The sequence below is a fragment of the Pseudomonas sp. AK181 genome, from assembly GCF_051122975.1.
Taxonomy (GTDB): domain Bacteria; phylum Pseudomonadota; class Gammaproteobacteria; order Pseudomonadales; family Pseudomonadaceae; genus Aquipseudomonas; species Aquipseudomonas lactis.
The window spans coordinates 6,416,364-6,437,901 of record NZ_CP146348.1; the positions used below are offsets into that span (position 1 = coordinate 6,416,364).

Here is a 21,538-nt window from a genome sequence, read left to right on the forward strand (position 1 = left end):
CCATACACGCAGCGTTGACCTATGCTGTTGAACGCCTGTGGCGCATTTTCGAGGGGTTGTTATGTTTTACGTGCAACGTGATGCACAGGGCGCGCTGGTTCGCGTAGAGGCTATCGCCTTTACCGAATCCACCGAAACCCTGCCGGCCGATCACCATGAGATCCAGGCTTGGTACGCCAACGAAGTAGTGGAAACCAGCCTGGCCCAGCTCAAGCAGAGCGACTTGGAGATGATCCGGGTGCTGGACGACTTGATCCAGGTGCTGACCCGCAAAGGGGTGATCAGCGTAACCGACCTGCCCCCGGCAGCCCAGGCCAAGTTGATGGACCGTAACCAGGCGCGGGAAGCGTTGGGTGGGTTGAGCCAGTTGATCGATGACGACGAGAAAGGATTGATTTAATCCAACCGCTCCTACCCCTGTAGGAGCGAGCTTGCTCGCGAAAAAACGGAAATCGCCACGGGGTGTCAGGCTTTACGCGTTATCGTTGGCGATGTTCGCGAGCAAGCTCACGCCTACAGGTAAATTATTTCCAAGGTGCGGGCTCGCCAAACAGTTGGCCCTGCACACCGAAAATCCCCATCTCACGGATCACCTTCAGTTCGCCCTCGGTCTCTACACGCTCGGCAATCAGTGGCAGGTCGATGCTATGGGCCGCGCGCTGGATTGCTTCGATAAACAGGCGCTTGTCACTTTCCTGGTCGATGGCGCGAATGTAGCTGCCGTCGATCTTCAGGTACGCCAGGCCCAGGCGCGCCAGGTTGCCGATCATGCTGAACCGCCCACCGAAACGTTGCAGGCTGAGAGAGAAGCCCAGCTCGTGCAGGCGCTGGGTCATCTGTTCCAGCACGTGCTGCTCAGGCAGTTGCTCTTCACCGATCTCCAGGGTGAGGCGCGGGCCCAGGTTGCTGTGCTGGCGTAGCAGGTCATAAATGCGGTTCAGAGCCTGGGTGTCCTGCAGGGTCGCGGCCGAGAGGTTCAACGCAAGGTTCTCGGTGTGGCTGCTCATCTGCTTTAACACCTGCTCCAGCATCAGGCGGTCCAGGCGGGCCGACCAACCGAAGCGCTCCAGCCACGGCAGGAAGCGCCCGGCCGGTATGGTGTGGCCGTCCTCGTCCTGCAAGCGCGACAGCACTTTGTAGTGCAAGACCAACTGTGGGTCCTGGCTGGCCACCACCGGCTGGAAATACAGCTGGAAGCGCTGCTGGGTCAGGGCCTGGTCCAACAAGGTATGCCAGGCATGGTGATCGTCACCGACGCTGGCGGCGGCGCTGCGGTCCAGGCACACCCAACTGGTGTCGCCCTGCGCTTGGGCCTGGGCCAGGGCCTGGTCGGCCAGGGTCAACAAGGCTTGGGGCGCATCGCCATGGCTGAACGGTGCCAGGCCGATGTAGGCGACCGGCGTAACGTCGCTGGCACCGGTCGCTTGCAGGCTGAGCAAAGTACTTTCCAGGTTCTGCGCCAGTTGCACCGCTTCTTCACGCATCAAACCCGGCGCCAGCACGGCGAACTCACCGCCACGAATACGGGTGACGAGGTTATGGGTTTCCGGGTACGGCTCGCACTGGCGCAGCAGTTGTTCGCCAACCGCTTGCAGCAACTGGTCGGTGCGCTGGCCGCCCAGGCGCTGGTTGAGGCCGGCCAGGTCCTTGACCCGCAGCAACAGCAGGTAGCCAGAGTTGGTCTCTTCCGGGTTACTGACGCGGGCGTTGAGCTGCATCTCGAAATAACGGCGGTTGGCGAGGCCGGTGAGGTTGTCCTGGTAGGATTCGGTGCGCAGTTTTTCGCTACGCTCAGCCTGCTCCTGGAACAGCGCCTTGAGCTTCTCCACCATCTGGTTCATGGCCTGTACCACGCGCCGCAGCTCTGGCGTGCGGGGCAGGTCCGGCAGGCTGAGGAACTCGCGGCGGGCAATGGCGTGGGATTGCTTGACCATATAGTCCAACGGCTTCAATTGCCGGCGCAGCAACAACCCACCGAGCACCACGCTGACCGCGCCGCACAGCAGCAACCAGCCCAGGCTGCCCAGGGCGCTTTGCCAGAGCTTGGCCAGGGCGAACATCGGATGGCTGACCACTTCGACCCGTGCGGCCTGTTCCCAGCCACGGCTGACCAACGCATCACCACCGGCCGGCTCCAGGCCGATCAGCTTGACGAACCAGTTGGGCACGCCGTTGTTGTCGGGAATACCGCTGCGCTCGACGATGGTTTTGTCGGTGGCCAGGTCCACGACGCGGATGCTGGCGTAGTAACCGCTGTCGAAGATTGAGCTGACCAGCAGCTCCACCATGGCCGGGTCGTCGATATTCGGGGTCAGCGACAACGCCAACGCCGTCGCGGCATCCTGGGCGTGGGAGCGCAGTTGGTTGACGTACTGGGTGCGCGAGCTTTCCAGGCTGACCATGAAGCTGCCGCTGAAGGCGACCACCAGGAACAGACAGATTGCGATCAATAGCTGTTTGAACAGAGACATCCGATCAGTTACTCCTAGTTGGCAGGCTCGGCAGGAAAGCCTTCCGCACGCATTTTTCTCAACACATCCTGCCAGCGCGACAGGCGTTTGGTATCACCGACTTTCTTGTTGCCCTTGGCACCGGGCAGGTACAGCCCCTCGGCGTTGAATGAGTACACCGGGACCAGATCGGTGCGACGGGTGGCCGGCAGGATCTCATCCATCAGGCTGTCGAGCACCAGTGGTACGGCGTCGGGGGTCGAGTAATAGGTCAGGACCATGTGCGCTCGATTCTGCCGCAGGGCCTTGACGTACGTAATGCGCAGTTTGTCGCTGGACACCCCCAGATGACGCAAACTGAAATACTTTGCGATGGCGTAGTCTTCGCAGTCACCGGCGCCTTTCCAGAGTGCTTCGACGGGTGTCTCCCAATAATCGACAACGTGCCAGAGATCGATGTCTTCCACGTAGGTCATTTGCTTGTTGAAGAACAAATTGACGACCTTGAGCTGGTCCTGCTCGCTGACCTGTTTTTCGCTCGCCAACAGCCGCTGCCAGGCGTCGATACGCTGCTGGCCTTGGCCCAACGGCCCGTAGACGGCGGTGGCCTTGCGGCTGATCTGCGAAAAATCCCAATCGGCACGTAGCCCGCCAAGCATCAGGCCAGCCAGTAAAATTGCTGATAAAAGCCAGCAAAGCAGTCGATAGGGAATAAAACTTACCGCCAAAGTGTTCAGTCCATGAAAGAGACGGAATTTCAAGGAATGGTGAAGCCTGGCCCTACAAAAAACAATGGCACAGTGCAATCATTCGCGGGAGCCGCGTTTTTATAACCGCCCCTTGTGAGAGACACAAAGTATGCTGTGTAAGCCCTTACAAACGGAAACTTTGGCTGTTTGACAAGCGCTTGGCCCATCTTTAGTGTTCTTTGGATCCAATTAGCCAAACTATTATTCAAAAAGGGAGGATAGCGCAACCGTGACGCAGAAGCCGAACCCGTTAAGCAGCATCAAAATCAGCGGGCCTATTCCCGCCCATCTTGCGCGCTCCGTTATTGAAGAAACCTTGCGTAATGCCATCCTCGATGGGCGATTGCCCTGTGGCACCGCCATGCGCCAGCAAGAACTGGCCAGCCTGTTCGGCGTCAGCCGCATGCCCGTGCGCGAAGCCTTGCGCCAGCTGGAGGCGCAATCCTTGCTGCATGTGGTGACTCACAAGGGTGCCGTCGTTGCCCCCTTGATCGAGGACAATTCGGCTGAGACCTATGCCTTGCGCATGCTGCTGGAGTCCGAGGCCCTGCGCCTGTCGATTCCGTTACTCACAGACGCGGACCTTGCTCAAGCCGAGGCCTGTATCAATGCACTGGAAAGCGAAAAAGACTACACCGAGATTGGTCGGCTCAATCGCCTGTTTCACATGGTGTTGTACGGCAAGGCGCCCAACCAGCGGCTACTCACTCTGGTCGAGCACGGGTTGAACGAGGAGGAGCGCTTCCTGCGCTTCAACCTTGAGGCGATGGGGCTGGGCGAGACTTCCCAGGAGGATCACCGCGAACTGCTGAGCCTGGTAGCGCAGAAGAAGGTCGAGGAGAGCATCCTGACGCTGCGTAACCACTTAATGCGAGGCATGGAGGTAATCGCCACCTACCTCAGGGGCCTTGAGAGCGCCGACAAAAAAGCTGTGTAGTCGGTTTTTTCGCTTGAGCCCTTAATACTTATGTGACGGAGCAACTTCCCTATCAGGATAGTTGCTCCGTCAGAAATATTAAAAAAATCAACTAAAGGACAATTAACGCCGACTTAGCGCACGGAAAAATCCCACCTACAACCTGGCAACTTACCGCACATATAAATACCCGCAAAGTCCTTTAATACATTTGTATACCAGTTCGTACATTCAATCAGCTTATTATCTTCGTCCAGCAAGCTCCGCTTTCACAAACCGCTGCGACCGCCTATTTAAAAGGCAGCGTCGTGCGCGTGGTCGCGACCAAGTTACTCTTACATCCACAACTATAATATTCCAACACTGCTTTTACAGCACTCGCAACAACTATAGGCGTCAACCATGCATCAATATTTACTTGAGCAAAAAAAACAAAAACTGTTCGGCCACCCGTTATTTATAGAAATAACCACTCTTGGCAAGTTACAACACTTTATGCAATACCATGTATTTGCTGTGTGGGACTTCATGAGCCTGACCAAACGCCTGCAACAGGACCTGACCTGCACGCAACTGCCCTGGCTCCCCTGCGCTGACCCGCACGCTGCCCGCCTGATCAATGAAATCGTATTGGCGGAAGAGTCGGACGAGCACCCGACACGGGGCTATTGCAGCCACTTCGAGCTGTATCTGGACGCCATGACGGAAGTAGGCGCCAGCACTGTCGCAATCACCCGCTTTATCGAGTTGCAAAGCCAGGGAGTGGAGGTAAGCGCAGCGTTGCAAATGATCGGTGCGCCCCAAGGCGTGGCCCGCTTCGTCGACAGCACCTTGCAAATCGCCTTGAGCGCCCCGACCCACTGTGTGGCGGCGGCGTTCCTGCATGGCCGCGAGAGTGTGATTCCGTCTATGTTCGAGAGGCTTTTGCATAGCCATGCTTTCATAGGTCGGCAGGCCCCTACGTTAGGTCACTACCTCAGCCGCCATATCGAAATGGACAGCGAAGATCACGGGCCTGCGGCGCATCAGTTACTACAGCGCCTGATCGAAGCAGACCCCAGCCGTCAGAGACAGGCCGATAACACCGCCCTGGGCGCCGTGGAGAGTCGTATAACCCTCTGGCACGACGTACTAGCCTCGATGCAAGAGGTACGCCCATGAACGCCGCCCACTACCAATCCTTTGCCGATGACTGGGAACGTCGCGCAACCATCCGCACACGCCCCCGACGGATGTTGGAAGACGACGACAAACTCATCTTCCCCCTGTGCCGCCAGCCTCTGGTGCTGAGTGCAACCTTTCTCAAGCACTGCCCACAATGGCGCGACTTCGTACTGGTGCAAAGCTTCTATAAATTCATCAATGACGTTGTGATTTTCGAAACCGAGATCGTCGACAAAACCGCGCGCAGCATCGCTAAAAATCGCTTCTCCCTGCCCTTCCCGCTCGCCTGCCGCTACGATGCGATGACGGTCGTTGTCGACGAGGATTACCACGCACTGGTCGCGCTGGATTTCCTGCAGCAAGCCGTGGAGATGACCGGCATCCAACCGCTTGATCTACCCGGGCAAATTGAATTGGGCCGCGCGCTGCCGGCAGCCCAGGCGCAGGTACCGGTATATTTGCACGATGCCGTTGAGTTGATCGGCGTCGCCATCGCTGAGAACACCGTCACCCATGACGTCGCAGCATTTTCCAAAGACGGCAGCGTCAAATCCTCTGTCCGTGGCCTGATGGCCGATCATCTGTTTGATGAAGGGCGGCATGCGCGGTTCTGGACACAGTTGGTGCGTCTCTACTGGCAGTCGGCAAGCCCGCCAGATCGCGACCACATTGCCCAAGCCCTGCCCGTGTTCCTGACGCACTACCTGACCAACGACCTACAAAAAGACTTCGATCTGCAACTGATCGAACACTTGGTCATCAGTGCCGACGCTCGCCTGGCACTGCGCGATGAAATCCAGGCGCTGGACTTTCCCATCACCCATCAACATCCACTGGTGGCCAATATCATGGGCTTTCTGCACCACAGCGGTGTCCTGCAAACCCCTAGCGTGGCACGAGCCCTGAGCGACTACCTGCCCGTATCGAGGAGGTTGGCATGAGGCGCTTGCAGATCGAGTGGCGTGGCGCCAGTAAAGCTCTGGAGGCGCTCAAGCAGGAGCTGGAGCAATATGGGCATGTGGCAGGAACGGGGTCTCTCGACCTGGTGATTGACGACGGGAGTCAGCCGCTGCCGCCCTCGCCCACCAGTGCGCCTTGGTTAAGCTTGCGCGTGGGTGTCGGCCCGCTCCGCGAACACGGGCTGCCCTTACTGCAGTTGCGCTGCTATGACCGCGAGCGGCGCCTGCTAGCTGTGCAGGACGTTGCCCAGGAGCCCAGCGGCAATGGGCAGCGGTTGCGCCAGCAGGCAACGGATGCATTGGTGGAGTGCGCTGCTTTGTTGGTCTGCGGTTTCTCAAGAGACCCCGCTTATTTCTCGGCAACGGCCACTGCTAACGCCTGGCCTGAACAGGGTCTGCAAGAGCTGGATGCCTTGGCTTTCATGCACCGGTTCAACCACACGGCGGCCCCAGCCTTACTGCACGCGGCCCGGACGCCCATGATCGAACGGCTGCAGGCCAGCCTTCATACCTTCGCGCATCGAACCGCGCTGAACATCGCCGGTCATGCGCTGACTTATCGGCAGCTCCGGCAACAAGCCATGGCAATCCAACAACGCCTGCTTCCCCTGCTGGAGGGTGTGGAGTCACCCCAAGTAGTCGGCGTATGCCTGGAGAAATCCGTCGAGTTGTACGCCAGCATTCTTGCGGTGCTTGGCTGTGGCGCCGTGTATTTGCCGTTGGTGCCGGACCACCCGCAGCAACGCCAGCACTGCATGCTGACCAGCCTCAAGGCCTGTGTACTGCTGGAGAATGGCCAGCACCCGCTGCGAGAGCGTTTCGTTTCACTGGATGTGAGCCAGGTCGCCGCGCACAGCGCCGACATGGCGCAACCGCTGATGCGCCATCGTCCCGGTGCCGACGAGCCCTGCGTGGCACTGTTCACCTCGGGTACGACGGGCCAGCCTAAGGGGGTACTGCTTAGCCAATACAACCTGGCGCATTTCACGGCCTGGCTCGTCAGTTGCCTGGCGTTGGATCAACACAGCCGCGTCCTGCAGTTTTCGTCGCTGGGCTTTGATTCGTCACTGATCGATATTTTCCCGGCCTTGATCGCCGGCGCCGAGTTGATTGTCCCCAATGCAGGCCAACGTCACGACGCTCAGCAACTGGTAGAGCTGATTCGCCAGCAACGCGTCACGCATGGGTTCGTGCCACCGGCGCTGCTTAGCATACTGCCGCTGGATCAGCCATTGGGCATGACCCATCTGCTGACCGGAGGTGATTTCTGCGAGCCCAGCGTGATTGAACAACTGGCCGGTCAATGCCACCTGCATAACCTTTATGGGCCGACCGAGACCACTGTGCTGGCGACCTATCGGGTATTCCAACGGGGCGATAGCCATCGCAATATCGGCCTCCCCATCGCCAACAGCCAGGTGCTGATCCTCGATGGGAACCTGCAGCCCGTGGATGAACAGGTAATGGGCGACTTGTACATTGTCGGCCCAGGCGTAAGCCTGGGTTATTCGAATACACCGTCCCTGGCCGACAATCCGTTCGTGGCACTGACACTGCCCAATGGGCAAGTGCTGCAGGCCTATCGCAGCGGCGACTTGGCGAAATGGACGCAAGAAGGCATCGAACTGGGCGGCCGTCGGGATGAGCAAGTCAAGATCCGCGGGTTTCGAGTTCAGCCTCGGGATATTGAACAGTGCTTGCGCGATAGTCGCTTGTTTCGACAAGTGGCGGTGGTGATCGATGCGGCACACAGAGTCATCGGGTTTGTCGCCCAGCCAGAACCTGGCGCTACGCTGGCAAGCCTTAAGGAATACGCTCAGCAATGGTTGCCCGTGCACATGCAGCCAAGCGCTTGGAGCGAGCTGGCAGGCATGCCCCGTTCGAACAACGGCAAGATTGATCGCAAAGCCTTACTGGCCATGCCAATAACTACACCCGTCGGGGTGAGCCGCTGCCGCGTTCAAGACCCTTTGCAGGCACAACTGGCGGACCTGTGGGGTGAACTGTTGGGATTACCCGCTGGCGACCTCTCGATCGATGAGAGTTTTTTCAACCTCGGTGGCCACTCCATCTTGTTGTCGACCCTGTTGCTACGCCTGCGCGAGCAGTTTGGTCGTAGCTTCTGCCTGAGCCCCTTTTTTGAGACGCCAACCATCCGCACATTGGCCGTACTCATGGATGGCGGCACGCTGCCGGATACACCGTCCAACCAGATGGAGCAAGATGCGACGCGAGCACTGGAGGTCGAGGTGCTGCCCGAGGCCCTTGCGGGAGATTCGCGCAAAGCCATCGTCACCGGGGCGAACAGCTTCGTCGGAGTGCATATCGTCCAGGCACTGCTGGCTGGCGGAGCGCAGGGCGTGGCGTGCCTGGTGCGTGAGTTACCCGGCCATTCGGCGGCGGCAAGGTTCGCCCAGGCATTGCGTGAATACCGCTTGGAAGATCTGGACCTGAGCCGAGTGCAGGTATACGCCGCTGATATTCGAAAACCGCGCCTGGGCTTGGCCGACGACGTGTACGAGCACCTGGCCCGCCATTACGGTGTGGTGGTGCATAACGCCGCGCAGGTCAATCATGTGATGGATTACGCCTCACTCGCCAAGGACAACGTCGAACCTCTGCTGGAGTGCCTTCGTCTTTGCGAGACCCACTGCAAGAAGGTCCTCAATTTCATCTCGACGCTGTCAGCCTGCAGCAGCGTGGACGTCGATGGCTACGTACTTGAAGCGCCTGCCCAGCGCACACTTCCGCTCTACGTGAAAAACGGCTACAACCTCTCCAAGTGGGTCGCCGAGCGGCTATTAGGACGAGCAGTCGAGCAAGGGGCCTGGGTTAATATTCATCGCCCGGGGAATATCAGCTTCAACAGCCAGAACGGTGTTTGTCAGCCACAGAAAAACCGCTTGCTGTTGATGCTCAAGGGGTCTCTGCAATTGGGGCTCGTCCCGCGACTGGACGCCAATTTCGATCTGATGCCGGTGGACTTCCTGGCGCGTTTCGTCGCCTTCCATAGCGCTCATTTTGACACTGAGCGAAACGTGTTCAACTTGCACAATCCGCAGCCCTTGAATTGGGATCAGTACCTCGATGCCTTCAGCGAGGCTGGGCACGTTTTTGACCGAGTAAGCGTTGAAGAGTGGCAACGAGCGTTGCGCAAAGTGAGCCGCGATAACGCCCTGTTCGGGGTGCTGGGCTTTTATCTGGACGGGCTGGGCGAAGACATCGGTGACACGTCGATGATCCGTTACGACAATGCCCGGTGGGGCTTGGAAAAAATGGGGATGTGCTATCCACCCAAGAGCCAGGCGCTGTTACGCAAGGGCTGCGACTATCTGAGCGCTATTGGCTTCCTCTGAATAGCACCCTGGACGCAGGGCCAAGCAGTCGGAGCGAGAGGCCTCGCTCCGATGCAGTCAGAATCAGATCTTGAAGCTATCGACCAATTGCTTCAATCGGCTGGCCTGCTGGGACAGCGCATCGCAGTCCTTGAGCGTCTCGTTGAGGTTGGCCACACCCTGCTGGTTCAAGAGGTTGATCTGGTTGATATCGACGTTGAGGGTTTCAACCACTGCGGTCTGTTCTTCAGTGGCGGCCGCGACGGATTGGTTCATGCCATCAATCTCAACGATACGTTGCGTCACGCTGACCAAGCGCTCACCTGCCTGGTTGGCGACTTCAACACTTTCTTCGCTGGAGGCCTGGCTGGCGTTCATGGTAGTCACGGCTTCACGCGAGCCCACTTGCAGCGAAGTGATCATCTTGTGGATTTCCTCTGCCGACTCCTGGGTACGGTGCGCCAAATTACGCACTTCATCCGCCACCACCGCAAAACCACGCCCGGCTTCGCCAGCACGGGCCGCTTCGATCGCCGCGTTGAGGGCGAGCAAGTTGGTTTGTTGGGAAATACCTTTGATCACATCCAGGATGTGCCCGATGTTGTCGGTACTGGCATTAAGGGTTTCGATCTGAGTGCAGGACAGGCTGATCTTCTGCGACAACTCGGACATCGCCTGGATAGTTTGCTCCACCACTTTACGACCATCGTCAGCTTGTTCGCTGGCACCACTGGCGTGCTGGGACGCATCCGCGGCGTTACGCGCGATTTCCTGGGTGGCAGCACCCAGTTCGTTGATGGCTGCAGCCACGCTGTTGGTACGCGCGCTCTGTTCGTCAGAACCGATGATCGACGCATTCGATGAAGCCATGACACGCTGGGACAAATCGTGCACCTGGCGCGTTGCCGAAGACACTTCGGAAATCGACGCGTGGATTCGCTCGACGAACTGGTTGAATGCGCTGCCGACCTCGCCGAACTCATCCTTGCTGGTCACGTCGAGGCGTCGGGTCAAATCACCTTCGCCTTGGGCAATGTCCTGCATGGCCACGCCCATGGTGGTCAGCGGGCGCAACAACACTTGAATCAACAGGCTCAGGAGCACCGCAATGGCCACAACGGCGATCAACATCGCAATCAAGGCCGAAGTACGGAATTTGCCCAGCGGGGCATAGGCTTTTTCTTTGTCGATCGACAGGCCTATGTACCAGTCAGCGCCTGGCAAGCCGCTGATAGGCGTGAAAGAGAGGATGCGATCCTGTCCTTTGAGTACGACGTCCTGATTGAGCTTCTCAATGCGCACGTTGGTGCCAGGGTAGATGTCCTTGAGGTTCTTCATCACCTGGTCCTGGTCTGGACTGACGATGACCTGGCCATCGCCGCTGACCAGAAACGCATGGCCAATGCCACCGAAGTCTACCGAGTTGATGATCTTCACCAGTGTCTGCAGGCTCAGGTCACCACCGACAACACCCAACAACTCGCCGTTCTTTTTCACAGGCATGGCAATTGTCACGATCTGACCGCCCACAGCCGCCATATAAGGCGGAGTAAGCATGGTTTTGTCCGCAAGTACTGCTTGCTTGTACCAAGGGCGCTGGCGAGGGTCGTAGTCGTCAGGCATCTTCGCGTCAGGGCGCTGGGTGAATACCCCGTTGGCTTGTCCCACATAGGTGAACTGGAAGTTGTTGGTAAACGCTGGTTGATCGACCAAACCAGGAAGATCGGCGGCGCTGCCCTGGTGGGCAACGTTTTGCGCCAGATTCTCGAGAACCAAGATGCGACCACTGAGCCAGTTCTGCACACTGCTGGCAGTGAGCTCGCCGGATTGCTGGATGGACGACGTCAGGTTTTGCCTGATGGTGCTGCGCTGTAGGTAGTCGTTGTAGAGCGTGAATAACGCGAAGGCTAAAACCACGACGCCTGACGCGGCCAACAGAATTTTATGACTGAACTTGAGATTCATTTCATCGACTTCTTTTGCCAAAGGGGGGTGAGCGTGCCGAGTGGAACATTCCATGTAACGGGATAGGCGGACTCTGCGGTCGCTCTATTTCGGTGCACGCATGGCTCGTCAGGCTTTCGGCCAAACTTCGATAAAACTTAGGAATTTGTGAGAAGCATCTTCTTTTAGCGTAGGAAACCGACAGGCGGTAAGTGTTGCGTAGATAGGCTGTGACGAGTCGCCCTAAACGACAAAACCCCTGTCTGCGTTAGCAGACAGGGGTTTCGGAATTCAATCTTGACGATGACCTACTCTCACATGGGGAAACCCCACACTACCATCGGCGATGCATCGTTTCACTGCTGAGTTCGGGATGGGATCAGGTGGTTCCAATGCTCTATGGTCGTCAAGAAATTCTGTGTACCAGACCGTTGCGTTGGCAACGTGCCGGTGAAATTCATGAGCTTCTACATAAACAAAACCCCTGTCTGCGTTAGCAAACAGGGGTTTTGGAATTTAATCTTGACGATGACCTACTCTCACATGGGGAAACCCCACACTACCATCGGCGATGCATCGTTTCACTGCTGAGTTCGGGATGGGATCAGGTGGTTCCAATGCTCTATGGTCGTCAAGAAATTCGGGTACTGAGTCGTGGCTAGTTGGCCTCGCTTCAGCAAATTGGGTATGTGATAGATCTCGGTGTTTTGTGAGCGTCGAACTTTCGGTTCATCTTCGTCTTCACACACCGCAATCTGATGCTCGTTAGAGTAGTCAAATTGCTTGGGTGTTATATGGTCAAGCCTCACGGGCAATTAGTATTGGTTAGCTCAACGCCTCACAGCGCTTACACACCCAACCTATCAACGTCGTAGTCTTCGACGGCCCTTCAGGGAACTCAAGGTTCCAGTGAGATCTCATCTTGAGGCTAGTTTCCCGCTTAGATGCTTTCAGCGGTTATCTATTCCGAACATAGCTACCCGGCAATGCCACTGGCGTGACAACCGGAACACCAGAGGTTCGTCCACTCCGGTCCTCTCGTACTAGGAGCAGCCCCTCTCAAATCTCAAACGTCCACGGCAGATAGGGACCGAACTGTCTCACGACGTTCTAAACCCAGCTCGCGTACCACTTTAAATGGCGAACAGCCATACCCTTGGGACCGGCTTCAGCCCCAGGATGTGATGAGCCGACATCGAGGTGCCAAACACCGCCGTCGATATGAACTCTTGGGCGGTATCAGCCTGTTATCCCCGGAGTACCTTTTATCCGTTGAGCGATGGCCCTTCCATACAGAACCACCGGATCACTAAGACCTACTTTCGTACCTGCTCGACGTGTCTGTCTCGCAGTCAAGCGCGCTTTTGCCTTTATACTCTACGACCGATTTCCGACCGGTCTGAGCGCACCTTCGTACTCCTCCGTTACTCTTTAGGAGGAGACCGCCCCAGTCAAACTACCCACCATACACTGTCCTCGATCCGGATAACGGACCTGAGTTAGAACCTCAAAGTTGCCAGGGTGGTATTTCAAGGATGGCTCCACGCAGACTGGCGTCCACGCTTCAAAGCCTCCCACCTATCCTACACAAGCAAATTCAAAGTCCAGTGCAAAGCTATAGTAAAGGTTCACGGGGTCTTTCCGTCTAGCCGCGGATACACTGCATCTTCACAGCGATTTCAATTTCACTGAGTCTCGGGTGGAGACAGCGCCGCCATCGTTACGCCATTCGTGCAGGTCGGAACTTACCCGACAAGGAATTTCGCTACCTTAGGACCGTTATAGTTACGGCCGCCGTTTACCGGGGCTTCGATCAAGAGCTTCGCGTTAGCTAACCCCATCAATTAACCTTCCGGCACCGGGCAGGCGTCACACCCTATACGTCCACTTTCGTGTTTGCAGAGTGCTGTGTTTTTAATAAACAGTCGCAGCGGCCTGGTATCTTCGACCGGCATGAGCTTACGGAGCAAGTCCTTCACCCTCACCGGCGCACCTTCTCCCGAAGTTACGGTGCCATTTTGCCTAGTTCCTTCACCCGAGTTCTCTCAAGCGCCTTGGTATTCTCTACCCAACCACCTGTGTCGGTTTGGGGTACGGTTCCTGGTTACCTGAAGCTTAGAAGCTTTTCTTGGAAGCATGGCATCAACCACTTCGTTAACTAAAAGTTAACTCGTCATCAGCTCTCGGCCTTAGAATCCCGGATTTACCTAAGATTCCAGCCTACCACCTTAAACTTGGACAACCAACGCCAAGCTGGCCTAGCCTTCTCCGTCCCTCCATCGCAATAACCAGAAGTACAGGAATATTAACCTGTTTTCCATCGACTACGCTTTTCAGCCTCGCCTTAGGGACCGACTAACCCTGCGTCGATTAACGTTGCGCAGGAAACCTTGGTCTTTCGGCGTGGGTGTTTTTCACACCCATTATCGTTACTCATGTCAGCATTCGCACTTCTGATACCTCCAGCAAGCTTCTCAACTCACCTTCACAGGCTTACAGAACGCTCCTCTACCGCATCACTTACGTGATACCCGTAGCTTCGGTGTATGGTTTGAGCCCCGTTACATCTTCCGCGCAGGCCGACTCGACTAGTGAGCTATTACGCTTTCTTTAAAGGGTGGCTGCTTCTAAGCCAACCTCCTAGCTGTCTAAGCCTTCCCACATCGTTTCCCACTTAACCATAACTTTGGGACCTTAGCTGACGGTCTGGGTTGTTTCCCTTTTCACGACGGACGTTAGCACCCGCCGTGTGTCTCCCATGCTCGGCACTTGTAGGTATTCGGAGTTTGCATCGGTTTGGTAAGTCGGGATGACCCCCTAGCCGAAACAGTGCTCTACCCCCTACAGTGATACATGAGGCGCTACCTAAATAGCTTTCGAGGAGAACCAGCTATCTCCGAGCTTGATTAGCCTTTCACTCCGATCCACAGGTCATCCGCTAACTTTTCAACGGTAGTCGGTTCGGTCCTCCAGTTAGTGTTACCCAACCTTCAACCTGCCCATGGATAGATCGCCCGGTTTCGGGTCTATTCCCAGCGACTAGACGCCCTATTAAGACTCGCTTTCGCTACGCCTCCCCTATTCGGTTAAGCTCGCCACTGAAAATAAGTCGCTGACCCATTATACAAAAGGTACGCAGTCACCCAACAAAGTGGGCTCCCACTGCTTGTACGCATACGGTTTCAGGATCTATTTCACTCCCCTCTCCGGGGTTCTTTTCGCCTTTCCCTCACGGTACTAGTTCACTATCGGTCAGTCAGTAGTATTTAGCCTTGGAGGATGGTCCCCCCATATTCAGACAAAGTTTCTCGTGCTCCGTCCTACTCGATTTCATGACTAAGAGATTTTCGCGTACAGGGCTATCACCCACTATGGCCGCACTTTCCAGAGCGTTCCGCTAATCTCAAAGCCACTTAAGGGCTAGTCCCCGTTCGCTCGCCACTACTAAGGGAATCTCGGTTGATTTCTTTTCCTCAGGGTACTTAGATGTTTCAGTTCCCCTGGTTCGCTTCTTGCACCTATGTATTCAGTACAAGATAACCATCTTATGATGGCTGGGTTCCCCCATTCAGACATCTCCGGATCAAAGTCTGTTTGCCGACTCCCCGAAGCTTTTCGCAGGCTACCACGTCTTTCATCGCCTCTGACTGCCAAGGCATCCACCGTATGCGCTTCTTCACTTGACCATATAACCCCAAGCAATCTGGTTATACTGTGAAGACGACATTCGCCGAAAATTCGAATTTCTCAGTTAAGAGAACTCACAAATTTTACCTTAGCCTGATCCGTTACCAGTGAAAGTAACGTTCAGTCTATCTTTCTATCACATACCCAAATTTTTAAAGAACGAACTAGTCAAAGACTAGAAATCAACATTCACCATCACAACAATGGAATGCTCATTTCTAAGCTTTATACAAACAGAAGCAGTAGTGGTGGAGCCAAACGGGATCGAACCGTTGACCTCCTGCGTGCAAGGCAGGCGCTCTCCCAGCTGAGCTATGGCCCCGTATTTCTACAGGCGTTTCCCACACAAAATTGGTGGGTCTGGGCAGATTCGAACTGCCGACCTCACCCTTATCAGGGGTGCGCTCTAACCAACTGAGCTACAGACCCAATTTCGGGCTGCTTCTTTTCGTCTTCTTCAATGAATCAAGCAATTCGTGTGGGAACTTATGGAGCAGCTGATGTCGTCGATTAAGGAGGTGATCCAGCCGCAGGTTCCCCTACGGCTACCTTGTTACGACTTCACCCCAGTCATGAATCACACCGTGGTAACCGTCCTCCCGAAGGTTAGACTAGCTACTTCTGGTGCAACCCACTCCCATGGTGTGACGGGCGGTGTGTACAAGGCCCGGGAACGTATTCACCGCGACATTCTGATTCGCGATTACTAGCGATTCCGACTTCACGCAGTCGAGTTGCAGACTGCGATCCGGACTACGATCGGTTTTATGGGATTAGCTCCACCTCGCGGCTTGGCAACCCTCTGTACCGACCATTGTAGCACGTGTGTAGCCCAGGCCGTAAGGGCCATGATGACTTGACGTCATCCCCACCTTCCTCCGGTTTGTCACCGGCAGTCTCCTTAGAGTGCCCACCATTACGTGCTGGTAACTAAGGACAAGGGTTGCGCTCGTTACGGGACTTAACCCAACATCTCACGACACGAGCTGACGACAGCCATGCAGCACCTGTCTCAATGTTCCCGAAGGCACCAATCTATCTCTAGAAAGTTCATTGGATGTCAAGGCCTGGTAAGGTTCTTCGCGTTGCTTCGAATTAAACCACATGCTCCACCGCTTGTGCGGGCCCCCGTCAATTCATTTGAGTTTTAACCTTGCGGCCGTACTCCCCAGGCGGTCAACTTAATGCGTTAGCTGCGCCACTAAAAGCTCAAGGCTTCCAACGGCTAGTTGACATCGTTTACGGCGTGGACTACCAGGGTATCTAATCCTGTTTGCTCCCCACGCTTTCGCACCTCAGTGTCAGTATTAGTCCAGGTGGTCGCCTTCGCCACTGGTGTTCCTTCCTATATCTACGCATTTCACCGCTACACAGGAAATTCCACCACCCTCTACCATACTCTAGTCAGTCAGTTTTGAATGCAGTTCCCAGGTTGAGCCCGGGGATTTCACATCCAACTTAACAAACCACCTACGCGCGCTTTACGCCCAGTAATTCCGATTAACGCTTGCACCCTCTGTATTACCGCGGCTGCTGGCACAGAGTTAGCCGGTGCTTATTCTGTCGGTAACGTCAAAATTGCAGAGTATTAATCTACAACCCTTCCTCCCAACTTAAAGTGCTTTACAATCCGAAGACCTTCTTCACACACGCGGCATGGCTGGATCAGGCTTTCGCCCATTGTCCAATATTCCCCACTGCTGCCTCCCGTAGGAGTCTGGACCGTGTCTCAGTTCCAGTGTGACTGATCATCCTCTCAGACCAGTTACGGATCGTCGCCTTGGTGAGCCATTACCTCACCAACTAGCTAATCCGACCTAGGCTCATCTGATAGCGCAAGGCCCGAAGGTCCCCTGCTTTCTCCCGTAGGACGTATGCGGTATTAGCGTCCGTTTCCGAACGTTATCCCCCACTACCAGGCAGATTCCTAGGCATTACTCACCCGTCCGCCGCTCTCAAGAGAAGCAAGCTTCTCTCTACCGCTCGACTTGCATGTGTTAGGCCTGCCGCCAGCGTTCAATCTGAGCCATGATCAAACTCTTCAGTTCAAACATCTTTGGGTTTTTAAGAAACCCTAAACTTGGCTCAGCAATCGTTGGTTACATCTTTGATTTCTCGCGGAGTAACTTGTGATGCTGATAATCTTGCTGACTATCAGTCTGACTCCACAAGCACCCACACGAATTGCTTGATTCAGTTGTTAAAGAGCGGTTGGTTAAGATCTTTCGTCTCAACCGAGGCGCGCATTCTACAGCAGCCTCATTTGCTGTCAAGTGGTTATTTTCAGAAGTTTTCGAAGAATTCTTCAACAACTTCAACCACTTGCGCTTGCGATCTCTCGTAAGCGGGAGGCGAATTCTACAGCGTTACACGCTGCTGTCAACACCTCTTTTTCAACTTCCTTTTGACTTCGATGAACTGAAGCAACTTGCTGTCGAGAACTGCGTAACTCTTTGTTTACCAAGGAGTTTTACGTTTCGACTGCGCCGGAAGTGGGGCGAATTATAGACAGTTATAATTCGCCGTCAACTCTTAATTTTGCTTTTCTATCAATAAGTTAGCTTCGGTTAAAAAACAGCCAGCATCCTCTGAGCGTCTATATAGAAGGGAAGTTCAAATAACGCCCGCCTCCTTCAATGCGGCCACATGAGCAGCTCCCAACCCCAGAACCCCCTGCAGCACCTCAAGCGTATGCTCCCCCAATAAAGGAGGCGCACTCCGATACTCCACAGGCGTCTTGGATAAGCGTATCGGGCTCGCAACCTGGGGCACCGTCCCCGCCAATGCGTGAGGCAGCTCAATCGCCAAACCACGCGCCTTGACCTGAGGATCGGAAAACACCTGCGCCAGATCATTGATCGGCCCACATGGCACGCCCACTTGCTCCAACTGCGACACCCACTCAGCGGTCGTCTTGAAGACCGTCGCCTGACGAATCAAAGGAATCAGCTCCGCACGATTAGCCACTCGCGCGCGATTGGTGGCGAAACGCACGTCATCCGCCCATTGTGGCTGACCGGCGACTTCAGCGAACTTACGGAATTGCCCGTCATTGCCTACGGTGAGGATGAAATCTCCATCGGCAGTGGGGAAATCCTGATAGGGCACAATATTAGGGTGAGCATTCCCCAGGCGCTTGGGCGGCGCCCCGGTTGTCAGGTAATTCATCGCCTGATTCGCCAGGCAAGCCACCTGCACATCCAGCAACGCCATGTCGATATGTTGCCCACCCCCATCGTGATCGCGGTGAGCTAACGCAGCCAGGATCGCCACGGTCGAATAAAGCCCGGTCAAGATGTCGGTCAAGGCTACGCCAACCTTTACCGGCCCGGCGCCTTCATCCCCTTCAGGCCGCCCGGTCAGGCTCATGAGCCCGCCCAAGCCCTGGATCATGAAATCGTAGCCGGCGCGCATCGCATAGGGGCCCGTCTGACCAAACCCGGTGATGGAGCAGTAAATCAGCTCCGGGTTAACCTCTTTGAGGGATTCATAGTCCAGCCCATAGGCCGCAAGGCCGCCCACCTTGAAGTTTTCGATCAGGATGTCCGACTTGGCAGCCAGATCGCGCACCAGTTTCTGGCCTTCCGGCCGCGTAAAGTCGATGGTCACCGACTCTTTATTACGGTTGGCCGACAGGTAATACGCCGCCTCACTGGTATTCTCGCCATCCGCATCCTTAAGGAAGGGCGGCCCCCAAGCGCGCGTGTCATCGCCGCTGCCCGGCCTTTCGACCTTGATCACCTCGGCCCCAAGGTCTGCAAGAATCTGCCCGGACCAAGGGCCCGCGAGTACTCGCGACAAATCCAGCACTCGCAGATGCGAAAGCGCGCCCATGCCCATGCTCCTATTAATAGAACGCTTGAAGACCGGTTTGCGCGCGCCCCAGGATCAAGGCATGCACGTCATGGGTCCCTTCATAAGTGTTGACCACTTCCAGGTTGACCAGATGGCGCGCCACTCCGAATTCGTCGGAGATGCCGTTGCCGCCCAGCATGTCCCGGGCCATGCGCGCGATATCCAATGACTTGCCACACGAGTTACGCTTCATGATCGAAGTAATCTCAACCGCCGCCGTCCCCTCATCCTTCATCCGACCCAGGCGCAGGCAACCTTGCAGGGCCAGGGTAATCTCGGTCTGCATGTCGGCCAGCTTCTTCTGGATCAACTGAGTGGCCGCCAATGGGCGACCAAACTGCTGGCGATCGAGTGTGTACTGGCGCGCGGTATGCCAGCAGAACTCAGCAGCCCCCAGCGCGCCCCAGGAAATCCCGTACCGTGCCGAGTTAAGGCAGGTGAAAGGACCTTTCAAGCCACGCACATCCGGGAAGATATTTTCTTCCGGCACAAATACGTTATCCATGACGATTTCACCGGTAATCGAGGCCCGCAGACCCACCTTGCCATGGATAGCGGGAGCGCTCAGGCCTTTCCAGCCTTTTTCCAGGACGAAGCCACGGATATCACCTGCATCGTCTTTGCCCCACACCACAAACACATCCGCAATCGGACTGTTGGTGATCCACATTTTGGCGCCGGTCAGGCTGTAGCCGCCATCCACTTTGCGTGCACGAGTAATCATCGCACCCGGATCGGAACCATGGTTGGGCTCGGTCAGCCCGAAGCAACCGATCCATTCGCCAGAGGCCAGTTTGGGCAGGTACTTCTGTTTTTGCGCCTCGGTACCGAACTCATTGATCGGCACCATGACCAGGGAGGACTGCACACTCATCATCGAGCGATAGCCGGAGTCGACACGCTCGACCTCACGCGCAATCAAACCGTAGCTCACGTAGTTCAAACCACTGCCACCGTACTGCTCAGGGATCATCGCCCCCAGCAAACCGGTCTCGCCCATCTCACGGAAAATAGCGGGGTCTGTCTTTTCATGACGAAAGGCGTCGAGCACACGAGGAGCCAGTTTGTCCTGAGCAAATTGCTCGGCGCTATCACGCACCATGCGCTCTTCTTCGGTGAGCTGTTGATCCAGCAGCAGTGGATCGATCCAGTTGAAGCTTGCCTTGCCAGCCATGAATAAGTCCTCGCGGAAAAAATCAGAAGTCGTGGAACCAGACTAGGCGCGGTCAGCGCAGAGGGCAAACGAGGTTTTTGCATAGGCTTGTGCTAATTTCTCACTTCGTAACACTCAAAAAGCCCAGAAATGCGCTTTATCTGTGAGGGCAACGTACATGCGCAGAAAAATCCCCAGTACCACCGCACTCATCAGCTTTGAGGCTGCAGCCCGCCACGAGAGCTTCACCAAGGCAGCATTGGAGCTTTCCATCACCCAAGGCGCGATTTGCCGACAGATAGCCAGCCTGGAGGAGTTTTTGAGTGTCGAGCTGTTTCGCCGCTCACGCCGTGGAGTGAAGCTGACGGAGGCGGGGCTGTCTTATAGCCGCAGGGTTGCAACGCAACTGGACGCCGTAGAGCGCGACACCTTGTCAGTGATGGGCCAGCAGGGCGCCAATGTGATCGAACTGGCGGTGGTACCTACCTTCGGCACGCAGTGGCTGATCCCACGCCTGAAGGATTTTCAACATCAGCACCCGGAAGTCACGGTAAACCTGACAAACCGTACGCGGCCCTTCCTGTTCGCCGACACCGAGTTCGATGCCGCCATCTACTTCGGGGATGCCGATTGGTCGGGCACGCAATCTCACAGGTTAATGGGCGAGAACCCAGTACCGGTGTGCAGCCCACGCTTACTCGGCGACCGCACGCATTTCACCCCTCAACAGATCGCCGAGCTGCCCCTGCTGCAGCAGACCACACGCCCCTACGCCTGGCGCCAATGGTTCAACGCCCAACAACTGAGCATCCCTCGCGACATGACAGGCCCTCGATACGAGCTATTCTCGATGCTGTCTCAAGCGGCCATGCATGACATGGGCATCGCCCTGATTCCTCCCTTCCTCATACAGCGGGAGCTGAAGGAGCAACAACTGGTAATCGCGAGCACCGAAGCACTGACCAGCGAAAAGGCTTATTACCTGATGATTCCTGACAAAAAGGTCGAATCCGCCTCTCTGCATGCATTCAGGGACTGGCTGCTCGACCAGTCAAAACGCTACACCCCATGTAAATGAAGGGCAAAGCTCAATTACTGACTTTGTAGTCAAATAAATTAAGATCCTACAGATGTACGTATATGTCGCATTTAAACAGACTGTACTTGTCAGCCAAAAATAAGGCTAAAAGCCATGTATCTCATGGCTCGTAGCGACTCTTACCGGCCAATGCACGACTATTCACACTGGCAATGGAAAAACAGACCGAAAACGCCTGAACGCCTTTAAAGACCTGTATTTAAAGAGGTTATTTCAGCTTGTTGCGA

At 55.9% G+C, this 21,538-nt stretch carries 11 protein-coding genes, 2 tRNA genes and 4 rRNA genes; 6 read left to right on the plus strand and 11 right to left on the minus strand.

The genetic code is table 11. From position 1 onward, the window contains the following. The first annotated feature begins 61 nt into the window (after nt 1–61). The gene (locus tag V8689_RS29120; RefSeq protein ID WP_014716366.1) at nt 62–400 is read left to right on the plus strand and encodes a hypothetical protein; all 339 of its coding nucleotides are present in this window, start codon (nt 62–64) and stop codon (nt 398–400) included. Nucleotides 401–524: 124 nt separating this feature from the next. On the opposite strand, the gene lapD is transcribed toward V8689_RS29120, so the two are convergent. Beyond that, nucleotides 525–2,471: a cyclic di-GMP receptor LapD gene (lapD, locus tag V8689_RS29125; RefSeq protein ID WP_056789472.1), complete on the minus strand. Its 1,947-nt coding sequence runs from the start codon at nt 2,469–2,471 to the stop codon at nt 525–527. A gap of 14 nt (nt 2,472–2,485) precedes the next feature. Next, a complete protein-coding gene (lapG, locus tag V8689_RS29130; protein ID WP_019819857.1) occupies nt 2,486–3,109 on the minus strand; it encodes a cysteine protease LapG in 624 nt (207 codons plus the stop codon). A gap of 319 nt (nt 3,110–3,428) precedes the next feature. Here lapG and V8689_RS29135 point away from each other — a divergent pair, with 319 nt between their 5' ends. The 4 genes from V8689_RS29135 to V8689_RS29150 all read left to right on the plus strand — a co-directional run bounded on the left by V8689_RS29135 (nt 3,429) and on the right by V8689_RS29150 (nt 9,594). Next, nucleotides 3,429–4,136, plus strand: a complete 708-nt coding sequence (locus V8689_RS29135; protein ID WP_056789475.1) for a GntR family transcriptional regulator — start codon at nt 3,429–3,431, stop codon at nt 4,134–4,136. Between the two features lie 381 nt (nt 4,137–4,517). Continuing rightward, nucleotides 4,518–5,276, plus strand: coding sequence for a DUF3050 domain-containing protein (locus tag V8689_RS29140; RefSeq protein ID WP_056789476.1), 759 nt, complete (start codon nt 4,518–4,520; stop codon nt 5,274–5,276). After that, nucleotides 5,273–6,220 (plus strand): diiron oxygenase, encoded by a 948-nt coding sequence (locus V8689_RS29145; RefSeq protein WP_056789479.1) that lies wholly within the window; start codon nt 5,273–5,275, stop codon nt 6,218–6,220. The genes V8689_RS29140 and V8689_RS29145 overlap by 4 nt, the downstream gene beginning before the upstream one ends. After that, nucleotides 6,217–9,594, plus strand: coding sequence for an amino acid adenylation domain-containing protein (locus tag V8689_RS29150; RefSeq protein WP_056789482.1), 3,378 nt, complete (start codon nt 6,217–6,219; stop codon nt 9,592–9,594). The genes V8689_RS29145 and V8689_RS29150 overlap by 4 nt, the downstream gene beginning before the upstream one ends. Before the next feature lie 63 nt (nt 9,595–9,657). On the opposite strand, the gene V8689_RS29155 is transcribed toward V8689_RS29150, so the two are convergent. The 9 genes from V8689_RS29155 to V8689_RS29195 all read right to left on the minus strand — a co-directional run bounded on the left by V8689_RS29155 (nt 9,658) and on the right by V8689_RS29195 (nt 20,233). Continuing rightward, the gene (locus tag V8689_RS29155) at nt 9,658–11,538 is read right to left on the minus strand and encodes a methyl-accepting chemotaxis protein (RefSeq protein WP_056789486.1); all 1,881 of its coding nucleotides are present in this window, start codon (nt 11,536–11,538) and stop codon (nt 9,658–9,660) included. A 274-nt stretch (nt 11,539–11,812) separates the two neighbouring features. Then, nucleotides 11,813–11,928: ribosomal RNA gene (gene rrf / locus V8689_RS29160) — 5S ribosomal RNA — on the minus strand. Between the two features lie 109 nt (nt 11,929–12,037). Continuing rightward, nucleotides 12,038–12,153: ribosomal RNA gene (gene rrf / locus V8689_RS29165) — 5S ribosomal RNA — on the minus strand. A 158-nt stretch (nt 12,154–12,311) separates the two neighbouring features. Continuing rightward, nucleotides 12,312–15,203: ribosomal RNA gene (locus V8689_RS29170) — 23S ribosomal RNA — on the minus strand. Between the two features lie 247 nt (nt 15,204–15,450). Beyond that, nucleotides 15,451–15,526, minus strand: a tRNA-Ala gene (locus V8689_RS29175). Nucleotides 15,527–15,556: 30 nt separating this feature from the next. Next, nucleotides 15,557–15,633 (minus strand) — tRNA-Ile (locus V8689_RS29180). 82 nt (nt 15,634–15,715) lie between these two features. After that, nucleotides 15,716–17,252 (minus strand): 16S ribosomal RNA (locus V8689_RS29185). The 16S, 23S and 5S rRNA genes sit together here with 2 tRNA genes alongside, the layout of an rRNA operon. A 565-nt stretch (nt 17,253–17,817) precedes the next feature. Further along, nucleotides 17,818–19,038, minus strand: a complete 1,221-nt coding sequence (locus V8689_RS29190; protein WP_056790570.1) for a CaiB/BaiF CoA transferase family protein — start codon at nt 19,036–19,038, stop codon at nt 17,818–17,820. Between the two features lie 13 nt (nt 19,039–19,051). Continuing rightward, on the minus strand, nt 19,052–20,233 hold the full coding sequence (locus V8689_RS29195; RefSeq protein WP_056790573.1) for an acyl-CoA dehydrogenase: 1,182 nt from the start codon (nt 20,231–20,233) through the stop codon (nt 19,052–19,054). Nucleotides 20,234–20,390: 157 nt separating this feature from the next. On the opposite strand from V8689_RS29195, the gene V8689_RS29200 reads away from it, so the two are divergent. Continuing rightward, on the plus strand, nt 20,391–21,290 hold the full coding sequence (locus V8689_RS29200; RefSeq protein WP_056790575.1) for a LysR family transcriptional regulator: 900 nt from the start codon (nt 20,391–20,393) through the stop codon (nt 21,288–21,290). The last annotated feature ends 248 nt before the right edge of the window (nt 21,291–21,538 follow it).

Coding starts and splice junctions, on each gene's coding strand:
- V8689_RS29120 (WP_014716366.1), top strand. CDS start 62: ATGTTTTACGTGCAACGTGATGCACAGGGCGCGCTGGTTCGCGTAGAG.
- lapD (WP_056789472.1), bottom strand. CDS start 2,471: ATGTCTCTGTTCAAACAGCTATTGATCGCAATCTGTCTGTTCCTGGTG.
- lapG (WP_019819857.1), bottom strand. CDS start 3,109: ATGCTTGGCGGGCTACGTGCCGATTGGGATTTTTCGCAGATCAGCCGC.
- V8689_RS29140 (WP_056789476.1), top strand. CDS start 4,518: ATGCATCAATATTTACTTGAGCAAAAAAAACAAAAACTGTTCGGCCAC.
- V8689_RS29145 (WP_056789479.1), top strand. CDS start 5,273: ATGAACGCCGCCCACTACCAATCCTTTGCCGATGACTGGGAACGTCGC.
- V8689_RS29150 (WP_056789482.1), top strand. CDS start 6,217: ATGAGGCGCTTGCAGATCGAGTGGCGTGGCGCCAGTAAAGCTCTGGAG.
- V8689_RS29155 (WP_056789486.1), bottom strand. CDS start 11,538: ATGAATCTCAAGTTCAGTCATAAAATTCTGTTGGCCGCGTCAGGCGTC.
- V8689_RS29190 (WP_056790570.1), bottom strand. CDS start 19,038: ATGGGCGCGCTTTCGCATCTGCGAGTGCTGGATTTGTCGCGAGTACTC.
- V8689_RS29195 (WP_056790573.1), bottom strand. CDS start 20,233: ATGGCTGGCAAGGCAAGCTTCAACTGGATCGATCCACTGCTGCTGGAT.
- V8689_RS29200 (WP_056790575.1), top strand. CDS start 20,391: ATGCGCAGAAAAATCCCCAGTACCACCGCACTCATCAGCTTTGAGGCT.